Raw genomic sequence first — 8,913 nt, 5'->3', positions numbered from 1 at the left:
AGGGCGTGAACAGCCTGAATCCGTGAATACGACCAGGGCGTGCCATTGATCGCCCGTTTGAGGTCGGGCGCAAAGACTCTGGCGTTCTCTCCAAATTTCATCAGGCTGATGCTGGGCCAGGAAAGATTATTTGTTGAGATGAGCTGCTCCACGCGCGAGGTCGCAGTTGTGTTGGTGCGATCGAAACTCCAAAGAGAAATGGCCGCCGAAAAGCGGACTTCTTTGACCGGGTCCATCAGCATCTTTGTCAACGCAGTGCGCACCTCCGGGGTGTCAGCGCCGATCCTGCCCAGCGCGAAGGCCGTTTCAAACCGGACGCGGCCATCGGAATCTGAAAGAAGCGGCAACAATTCGGGGACCGCGGCTTTGGCGGCCGGCCCCAGCGCTCCAAGGAAGTACGCCGCGCGATGACGTACCTCCTGAGGCTCATCCGTAGGGCCCGGCTGTGGAAGGAACCGTTGCAGAAATGGAATCTTTTCTGACAACCGGGACAGTGCGGGGCGGTAATGGAGGTCGCGTTCGAGCGTGGTCACAGCGCCGGCGCCAACAGAACGCAGACCTTCAAGCTGACGGTGCTGGTTGGCGGTTTCAGTTTGGTTTCGATCCCACGAGTCAAAGGAACGAATCCAGTAATAGACCTCCGCCCGCGTTCGGGCCTCGCGCGAGGCGCGCCGCACTTGAACGAAAACGACGGCACCCAGAATGAGCGCCGTCGCCCCTGTGAGCACGAGTCTCTTTTTGCGGGATTTCACAAAAATCGATACAGGCTAGCGGCCGGTTGTCTGCCCTCACCTGGCCGGCCAAGTCAATCCTCAAACACCTTCCGAATACAGTGGGAACAAAGCCAGCCCGCGCCGGTCAGAAAGCTGGCGAAAAGGAAAAACAGAGACTCCATCGTGCTCCAGTACGATGGCTCCTGGAAATCGAACGGCGAAACCCCGTGCGCACCACGTCGAGCAGCTGCGGCAGGTTTAGCAGTCCGACGCAAAGACAAACGGGAATAATGAAGGCGATCATTCGGCAATAAACGCGCCCGTGAACCGGCGCGTGGCCCACAAGGCCACCGAAAAAGACGGTAAGAATAGCGACCAAATAGATCATTGCACTTGAATCCTCGAAAACCCGAACCAAAGGGTTGAACTGAATACCTCAGCCTTCATTCACGCGGAGCGAGTCATCTCGCACCAGGATGCGCATGTGGAACGCTTGCCGGCTGGGTGAGCTCAGCCACGCCGACGGGCGAGTGGCTCCGCAAGCCCGATAATCGGTTTATCAGCCAAAATCTCCATAAACTCAAGAGGCAGTCGTCGCTGGCTCCGAGATGGTCTTAGCTGGCAACATATCGTCTCGGCATCAATAGGAGCACTGCTGAAACAAGCGCAAAAGCGCCGTAAGCGCCGGTCAACACGGAAAATGACCTAAACTCAAGAACCTCCGCAGTGGAACCCAAAACAAATAGAACGGCACACACACCAAGAAACCATCGCGCCCATCTGGCTCCACGAATCAAAGATATGCTCGCCACGACGCCAGCCAAATCCAGCAGCAAGATGAAACCAAGAGTGCAATAATACACCGCTCGTGTCTCCATTGGTGCAGGCAATAGGAGCGTCCTGATGATGGTAACTGTGCCAACACAATCAGCAACCAACCAAAGAACTCCGAGAATGCGATATGTTTTCATAAACGTTCTACTATCTGACGGAGTTTTCAAACACTCTCGCGCGTTGTTGGACGATGTTGCCATCTCAATAGTGGTCCCAGCCGACCGGGAGGATATACGCTGTGAATGCCGCCGACAAAAGGAACCCCGCGAAGCCCACCACGGATTCCAAATCGAAGACGTGCTGTCGAAGTTCCCAAATCATGCGCCTGCTCAAACGGTAGAGGCAATACAGGAGACCAGCACACGTGAACCCGGCTACGGTCCAATATTGTATCGATGGAGGCGCCGCTTTTACCCCGTTCAGAATCTGGAACGGTAACGAGAAAAAACCAGCAGGTGCGAGCAAGAGGCCAAAGTAAGCGGGTAACAGGAGGAGTCGCAGCAACACTCGACAAACACTGCGAATAACAGGCCAGCGGCGAAACCGATCCGAAACGGCATCGAACTGCTTGGCAAAGCCTGAATGGATTGTGTAGGTCATGAGCTACTCGTCCAGTCACTCTGGCTGGCGATGGCCGAGCCACAGGGTTGGGTCGTTAACCCAAACCTTGAAAGGAAAGCAAACACATGGACCTTATCCCCCATTTCGGCCCGAATGTCCACACGAGTCTATCGCCGTTTCTATCGCGCCCAGTAACTCCGGTGAAGCCGGCCACTGGGGCATCCTCGGGCGCCCGCGCGGACGTTGCAAAGGTTCATCATAGAACCAAAGGACGTCGATCCCCAGGCCGCGCTGTGCTTCTGTTAAGATTTGTCTTGGCCGCGGAATAGATTTCCCTAGCGTTTGGCGATGGATTGGCCCTCGCAGTGCGCCGTCGTCGTTCCGTGCCTCAACGAGGCGGCCACCATCGAACCGCTCATCACCGAAGCGCACAGGTTCCTGTCCGCGGTGATTGTCGTGGACGACGGTTCGAGCGACGGGACGGCGGAGCTGGCCGCCCGCGCCGGGGCGGACGTGGTGCGTCACGAGCGGCGCCGCGGGAAAGGGGCGGCGCTGGCAGCCGGCTGGGCGCGCGCCCGCGACCGGGGTTTCGCCTGGGCGCTGTCCATGGACGGCGACGGGCAACACGCGCCCGAGGATATCCCGTCGTTTCTGGCCGCGGCGGCAAAGACCGGCGCGAACCTGATCGTCGGCAACCGGATGTCGAATCCCACCGGGATGCCGTGGTTGAGGCGTTGCGTGAACCGCTGGATGAGCGAACGGATTTCGAGACTGACGGGGCAGGGGTTGCCGGACACCCAATGTGGTTTTCGTCTGATGCGGCTTGATGCCTGGGCGCAGGTTCATTTGCGGGCCGACCATTTCGAAATCGAATCGGAGTTGTTGTGCAAATTCATCGCCGCGGGCCATGCGGTCGAGTTTGTCCCGGTGCGGGTGATTTACCGGAACGAACAAAGCAAAATCCGGCCGGTGCGCGACACGCATCGGTGGTTTCGCTGGTGGTGGCAGACGCGTGGCTGGCACAAAACGCGCGTGCTCGACAAGCCGCTGGAAAAACAGGCGTAGCGCAAAAATCTTCTTGCCCGACGGCAGGAGTCAAAAACATGCTTCGCCGATGCCTCCAGCCACAGCCAATGGTTCCGCGCCGGCGCATCGACGCGCGAATCTGGTAACGCGCCTCGCCTTTATCATCCTGCTCGCCTTCGCCATCGGCTGGGTGCTCAACCGCGTCGCGCGCCAGTTGGAGCATAGCAGCCGCCCGGCGGGATTCGTCCGCGGGCTCGTTCAGGGCGCGCTCATGCCCGCGTCCATGCCGAACCTGCTCATCGGCCACGACGTCGCGATTTACGCGGAGAAGAACAACAACGGGGTGTTCTACAAACTGGGTTACACGATGGGGGTCAACGCCTGCGGCGCGATTTTTTTCGGGATGTTTTACTGGCGCCTGAAACGATGGCGGAACCGTCAATGAAAAAGGTCGTCATCACCGGCGTTACCCGCGGACTGGGGCGCGCGATGGCGGAGGAATTTATCCGACTGGGTCATACGGTCTTTGGATGTGGACGTTCGGAACAGACGATACAGGAACTCAACGACAAATTTGGGCCACCACACGGGTTTTCCGTGCTCGACGTGGTGTCGGACAGCGATATGGATGTGTGGGCCGCCGGCACGGTCGGTTCCGCCGGAGCGCCCGATTTACTGATCAACAATGCCGCGCTCATCAATCGCAACGCGGCTCTTTGGCGCGTGCCGGCCGGGGAGTTTGACCGTGTCATTGACGTGAACATCAAAGGCGTGGTGAATGTCATCCGCCATTTTATTCCGGCGATGATCAAACGCGGCGAGGGGGTGATCGTGAACTTCAGTTCCGGTTGGGGCCGTTCGACGGATGCCGAGGTGGCGCCCTATTGCGCGACGAAGTGGGCGATTGAAGGTCTCACGCAGGCGCTCGCGCAGGAATTGCCGGCGGGCATGGCGGCGATTCCGCTGAACCCCGGCATCATCAACACGGACATGCTGCAAAGCTGCTTCGGCGGTTCGGCCTCCGCGTACCCGACCGCGGACCGGTGGGCGAAAAAGGCCGTCCCCTTTCTGCTGGGTCTGGGGCCGAAGCACAACGGCCAGTCGTTGACGGCGCCATAGGCCGACGCCGCGCTGGGTTGCTTTGCTTCTTGAATTCCCGGCTTCGACAACTAACCTCCATCCATGTCGCACCCTTCCAAAAAGAAAAAGCGGAAGGCTCTGCTTCTCGGCGTCGGTCTGGATTCCGACGGCCACAAGCGCGTGACGACCGGCCCGAACTTCGCCCTCGTCGGCGGCAGCAAGGAGACGCACGAGGAGATGACCGAAAAGGCGGTCAAGATCAACGAGAAGCTCAAGGCCAAAGGGAAGGATCTGCACGAGGTGAGCCACGAAGAGTTCGACGACATCGCGCATTCGGTCGGTTTGAATCGCCACCGGCCCGCCTCCAATTAAGCGCGCGCCCAGATTAGCGCATGTTGATTCCAAACAAGCGCTTCTGATTTCCCGGCCAGAATCGCGGCCATTCCTTGACGCTTGGATTGTCAACCGATACGGTAGCTTGTGAAAAAAGTAACAAGCTAGCGCGACGCGATGAACACCGTTGAATACAGCCCTTATCTGCTGGTCGCGGTCTTTGCCGTCGCCGCGGTTCTGTTTGCGCTGGTGCCGCTGGGCCTGGCCCGTTTGTGGGCGAAGAAGTTTTCCCCGCAAAAGCCGGGTGCGGACAAGAACGCCATCTATGAGTGCGGACTGGAATCCAAAGGCGACGCCTGGGTGCAGTTCAAGTCCGAGTATTACCTTTACGCCATCGTCTTCCTGATCTTCGACGTCGAGACCATTTTCCTTCTGCCGTTCGCCGTTGCGTTCAAAACCCTTTCGGTGGGCGCGTTCGTCGCCATGATGATTTTCCTTCTGCTGTTGGTCGAAGGGCTGGTTTGGGCTTGGCGGAAGGGCGTGTTGACGTGGAAATGACATCGTGACCGCGGACTTGAGTCTGCGTTTTGCAAATGGACGAAGGACTGCGCAGCGAATTGCAGAAGCAGGGCGTCTTTACGACGACCTTGGAGGAGCTTTACAACTGGGGCCGCAAGAATTCGGTCTGGCCGCTCCAGTTTGGCCTGGCCTGTTGTGCCATCGAGATGATCGCCACCACGATGGCGCGCTACGATCTGGCGCGTTTTGGCGCGGAGGTGTTTCGGCCCTCACCGCGCCAGGCTGACCTGATGATCGTCGCCGGCACCGTCACCAAGAAAATGGCGCCGCAGGTTGTCCGCCTCTACAACCAGATGCCGGAGCCGAAATACGTCATCGCGATGGGCGCGTGCGCGATCTCCGGCGGACCGTTCAAGCAGGGCTACAACGTGCTCAAGGGCATTGACCGTTACATTCCGGTGGACGTGCACATTCCCGGTTGCCCGCCCAGGCCCGAGGCGCTCATTCACGCGTTCATGACACTGCAAAAGAAAATCGACGGCCAGAAGTTGACCGGCGACGGGCGTCCGCGACATCTCGACGCGAGTGCGCCGAGCGAGTTTCCCGTGCCGCAGTTTGGCGAACACGATCTGGTGCCGCCGAAGAATCCGGATGTGTGGCGACCGCCGGAGCTGGCGAGGGGATGAAGGTTGAATGACGGAAGCACGGACTCCCTGCTTCCTCATGGTTTTTTGTGGAAAATCTCGATCAAATCAAATCGCGCATTGAATCCGCCGTATCAGGCGCGCGGATCGAAATCGTCCGCAACGACAGCCCGAGCGCACAGCATTCGTTGCTGGTGGACAATGACCACGCGGTTGCCATTGCCGGGTTCCTTCGAGGGGATCCGCAGCTTCAATTCGATTACTGCTCAAATGTCACCGGAGTGGACTGGCCCGACGCCGAGACATCCGAGAAGGTCAAAGTGAAAAAGGTCGTGGATGGCGTGGAGAAGGAAGTCGAGGAAGTGAAGAAGACCATCCGGCCCGGCTTTCTCGAGGCGGTTTATCACCTCTATTCTATGGAGTTGAAGCACGGGCCCGTCATCCTTCGGCTGCGCACCGAAAATCGCACCGACAAAAATCATTTACCGTCGCTTACGCCCATCTGGCGCGGCGCGGAATTTCAGGAACGTGAAATCTTCGATCTCTTTGGCATCATCTTCGGCGGCCATCCGGATTTGCGCCGCATCCTGATGTGGGATGAATACAAAGATCATCCGATGCGGAAGGATTACGTCGAGCCGGACGACTACGAATACGAACCCACCCCGCATGATGAGGTGCTGGAGAAGACGAAGCGCCATCATCCGGAGGGTGCGACGACATGAGCCTTGCGGTCGAAACTCCGCCGAAGAATTACGAATTGCTGCCGAAGGATTCGTGCGACGGCGCCGTTGAGGGCGATCTGCTCGAGGTCTCGATGGGGCCGCAGCATCCTTCGACCCACGGCGTGTTTCGCATGAACGTCGTGCTCGACGGCGAACGCGTGGTGAAGCTCAAACCGGTGTTTGGTTATCTGCACCGCAACCACGAAAAAATCGCCGAGAACACCAGTTACCTCGGTTCCATGCCCTACACCGACCGTCTGGATTATTTCTGCTCGCTGACCAACAACTGGGCCTACGCGATGGCGGTGGAAAAGCTGGCCGGTCTGCAGCCTCCTGAACGCGCGGAATACATTCGAGTCATCACCGCGGAGCTGACGCGCCTGCAAAACCACACCTGCCTCGTCGGTTTTTTGATGCAGGACATGGGCGCGTCCGGCACGCCGCTCATGTACGCATTTCGTGAGCGGGAGAAAATTCTCGATCTCTTCGAGTCGCTCACCGGCGCGCGGATGATGTGCAATTACATGCGCTTCGGCGGCTGCCGCTGCGATTTGCCGCCGGGCTGGATCGAAGGGGCGCGGCAGGTGGCCGACGAGTACCCGCGATTCCTTGACGAGTTCGAGCGGCTGCTTTCGGAAAACGAAATCCTCCTCGCGCGCACGCAGGGCGTCGGCGTGTTGCCGCGCGAGCTGGCCGTCAACTCCAGCGTCACCGGCCCGATGCTGCGCGCCAGCGGCGTCAACTACGACATTCGGAAGGTGGACAAGTACGGCATCTACGACCGGTTCTCGTTCCGCGTCCCGCTCGGCGAGCAGGGGGACACTTTCGACCGCTACATGATCCGGCTGCTTGAAATGCGCGAGTCGCTCAAGATTCTACGAGCGGCGCTGGACGATATTCCTCCCGGCCCGATCATGGACCCGAAAGTAAAAATCCGCGGCTTCCGGCCAAAACCCGGCGAAGCCTACGGACGCATCGAGGCCCCGAAAGGCGAGCTTGGCTTTTACCTGATCAGCGACGGCAGCCCGAACCCGTATCGCTACCGCGTCCGGCCACCGAGCCTGATCAACCTGACGATCCTCGAGGACATGTGCCTCGGTCACATCGTTGCGGACGTGGTGGTGATTCTCGGCAGCGTGGACATCGTGCTGGGGGAGGTGGATCGGTAATTGTGAATAAGGAAACCAGGAAGACAGGAAGCCGAAAATGGCCTTGGAACAAGAAGAGTTGACAGGGAAAATAATCGGAGCGGCAATCGAAGTGAATCGGCAGTTAGGGCGGGATTTATTGAGTCAATTTATGAAAATGCTTTGGTGTTTGAATCGCATAAACGTGGCCTCCGATTCGAGCAACAACGCGAAATGCCCGTCCTTTACGATGCAAAAGCGGAGATTGGCAAGGACCGGCTCGATTTGTTTGTAGAACGGGAAATTGTGGTCGATTTGAAAGCGATCAGTGAGTTGCTGGACATCCATTTTGCCGTCGTAAAGTCTCAACTCCGCGTCGCAAAACGAAAACACGGCCCGCTATTGATTTTTGCCAAAATGAAACTCGAAGCCAAGCGGGTGATTGTCGAATGAAATTCTCCTGCTTTCTTGGCTTCCTTATGAAAACCTTGTTAACCTGATTTCATGTTTGGCGAAGGCATCATCAAAGGTCTGGTGGAGACGGCGCGGAATTTTGCCGGCAGTTATGTCGAGGAAGACCGGCTGACGACGGTGCAATATCCCGAGGAGCGTGTGCCGGCCAGCGCGGCGGCGCGCAATTTTCCGTTCCTCGTGTTCGACGGCGACGATCCGCACGCCGGCCTCCGTTGCGTCGCGTGCCAGATCTGCGAGAAGGAATGTCCGCCCCAGTGCATCTACATCGAAAAGAGCAGGGACAAGAAGCCGGACTACGTCGGCAAACCGCAGTTTTATCCGGCCGTGTTCGACATCGACGTGTCGGTTTGCATGAGCTGCCAGATTTGCGTCGAGGTTTGTCCGTTCGAGGCGATCAAGATGGACACGGATTTCGAGCTGAGCAACACGGATCGATTCGGCGGGTTGCTGCTGGACAAGCATCGACTCGCCAGGCCGAACGAGCACTACCGCAAGATTCATCCTTCCGAAGCGGCGGAAGTGGACGCCCGGCTCGCCGCAGAAAAAATCAAGGCGGAGGCGAAAGCAAAGGCGGACGCCGAAGCCAAAGCCAGGGTCGCTGCTGCGAAGGCAACGGCCGCGCCCACCACCCAGCCTGCCCCCGGTCCGAAGACCTGATCGAATGACTCCATCACCGACATCTGCCGACGCCTCCAACGACGCCGACCTGCCGGTGAATTGCTTCAGTGTTGACCACGACGGGCGCGGTGGGTGCCGGATTTTCGTTCTTGCGGTCAGGGGACGAACCAGGGGGGCCGGTCGCCGTTGAGCGTATGACTGATTTGATGGATCAATGCTTCGTGCTGCTGAAACACTGGCTGGTGGATCTGTTTCCCGC

At 58.5% G+C, this 8,913-nt stretch carries 12 protein-coding genes; 10 read left to right on the top strand and 2 right to left on the bottom strand.

Annotated elements, in window-relative coordinates:
- Positions 1–752 (bottom strand): HEAT repeat domain-containing protein (locus VN887_01180; GenBank protein ID HXT38613.1); only part of this gene is annotated, 752 nt, incomplete at its 3' end.
- A gap of 575 nt (positions 753–1,327) precedes the next feature.
- Positions 1,328–1,684, bottom strand: coding sequence for a hypothetical protein (locus tag VN887_01175; protein HXT38612.1), 357 nt, complete (start codon positions 1,682–1,684; stop codon positions 1,328–1,330).
- Between the two features lie 772 nt (positions 1,685–2,456).
- Between VN887_01175 and VN887_01170 the strand changes: the two genes are divergently transcribed.
- The 10 genes from VN887_01170 (at position 2,457) to VN887_01125 (ending at position 8,693) form a co-directional block, all read left to right on the top strand.
- Complete coding sequence (locus tag VN887_01170; GenBank protein HXT38611.1) at positions 2,457–3,173, top strand: glycosyltransferase family 2 protein; 717 nt, start codon at positions 2,457–2,459, stop codon at positions 3,171–3,173.
- 49 nt (positions 3,174–3,222) lie between these two features.
- Complete coding sequence (locus VN887_01165; GenBank protein HXT38610.1) at positions 3,223–3,579, top strand: hypothetical protein; 357 nt, start codon at positions 3,223–3,225, stop codon at positions 3,577–3,579.
- Complete coding sequence (locus tag VN887_01160; protein HXT38609.1) at positions 3,576–4,253, top strand: SDR family oxidoreductase; 678 nt, start codon at positions 3,576–3,578, stop codon at positions 4,251–4,253. The genes VN887_01165 and VN887_01160 overlap by 4 nt, the downstream gene beginning before the upstream one ends.
- A 63-nt stretch (positions 4,254–4,316) precedes the next feature.
- A complete protein-coding gene (locus VN887_01155) occupies positions 4,317–4,586 on the top strand; it encodes a hypothetical protein (protein ID HXT38608.1) in 270 nt (89 codons plus the stop codon).
- Positions 4,587–4,724: 138 nt separating this feature from the next.
- A complete protein-coding gene (locus VN887_01150; GenBank protein HXT38607.1) occupies positions 4,725–5,105 on the top strand; it encodes an NADH-quinone oxidoreductase subunit A in 381 nt (126 codons plus the stop codon).
- Between the two features lie 35 nt (positions 5,106–5,140).
- A complete protein-coding gene (locus tag VN887_01145) occupies positions 5,141–5,752 on the top strand; it encodes an NADH-quinone oxidoreductase subunit B (GenBank protein ID HXT38606.1) in 612 nt (203 codons plus the stop codon).
- A gap of 47 nt (positions 5,753–5,799) precedes the next feature.
- Positions 5,800–6,435: an NADH-quinone oxidoreductase subunit C gene (locus tag VN887_01140; protein HXT38605.1), complete on the top strand. Its 636-nt coding sequence runs from the start codon at positions 5,800–5,802 to the stop codon at positions 6,433–6,435.
- 92 nt (positions 6,436–6,527) lie between these two features.
- Positions 6,528–7,604, top strand: coding sequence for an NADH-quinone oxidoreductase subunit D (locus VN887_01135; GenBank protein HXT38604.1), 1,077 nt, complete (start codon positions 6,528–6,530; stop codon positions 7,602–7,604).
- Between the two features lie 6 nt (positions 7,605–7,610).
- The gene (locus tag VN887_01130) at positions 7,611–8,015 is read left to right on the top strand and encodes a GxxExxY protein (protein ID HXT38603.1); all 405 of its coding nucleotides are present in this window, start codon (positions 7,611–7,613) and stop codon (positions 8,013–8,015) included.
- A 51-nt stretch (positions 8,016–8,066) separates the two neighbouring features.
- On the top strand, positions 8,067–8,693 hold the full coding sequence (locus VN887_01125) for a 4Fe-4S dicluster domain-containing protein (GenBank protein ID HXT38602.1): 627 nt from the start codon (positions 8,067–8,069) through the stop codon (positions 8,691–8,693).
- The last annotated feature ends 220 nt before the right edge of the window (positions 8,694–8,913 follow it).

Origin of the sequence: Candidatus Angelobacter sp. (assembly GCA_035607015.1) — a bacterium.
Lineage (GTDB): Bacteria > Verrucomicrobiota > Verrucomicrobiia > Limisphaerales > AV2 > AV2.
The sequence above is the reverse complement of the archived record's forward strand: the minus strand, read 5'-3'. Positions and strand labels throughout refer to the sequence as shown.